A 511-nucleotide genomic window follows, 5' to 3' on the forward strand; every position below is an offset into this window, starting at 1 on the left:
TCTGCACCCACATGTAGCTGTTCGACGTTGGCTGCTTCCCAAGCGCCTTGAGTACCTGCACCACCGTCTCGTCAACGTGGATAAAGGGTGACTCAAGCAGCGCATCGCGCATCAGGTTGTGCAGCGGCTGGAGCAACCGGCCGGCGCCGATCACCCAGCGCGCCAACGTCTGGCGCGGCACGGTCACGCCATGGCGGTCGAGCACGTATTCAAAGCGGTACAGCGGCAGGCCATCAATGAACTTGACGATCAGCAGCATGGCGAGGAAGTCGGCGCTGGCGTTGCTCTTGGGAAGAGGCTGCGGTGGCAGCGGCGCCGTCACCGGCGCGTGCTCGCTGCCGGGGCAGCCGTAGCGCTTACGAATGTGGCGCAACACGCGCACCCGCATCGGTACGATGTCGAGCTGTTCGCTAACGTCCTGCCCGATCTCGACCATCGGGGTGCCACACGGACAGGTGCGTTCAGCAGCGGGGACGTCGTGGACCACGTCGACGCGCTGCAACTCCGATGG

At 64.8% G+C, this 511-nt stretch carries 1 protein-coding gene; it reads right to left on the reverse strand.

What is annotated here, in order from left to right; translation table 11 throughout:
* The coding region (locus F1735_RS38640) for an IS66 family transposase (protein ID WP_167241500.1) at nt 1-511 on the reverse strand (511 nt) is incomplete at both ends.

Source organism: Massilia genomosp. 1, assembly GCF_011682185.1.
In the GTDB taxonomy this organism is placed as follows: Bacteria; Pseudomonadota; Gammaproteobacteria; order Burkholderiales; family Burkholderiaceae_D; genus Telluria_A; species Telluria_A rubra.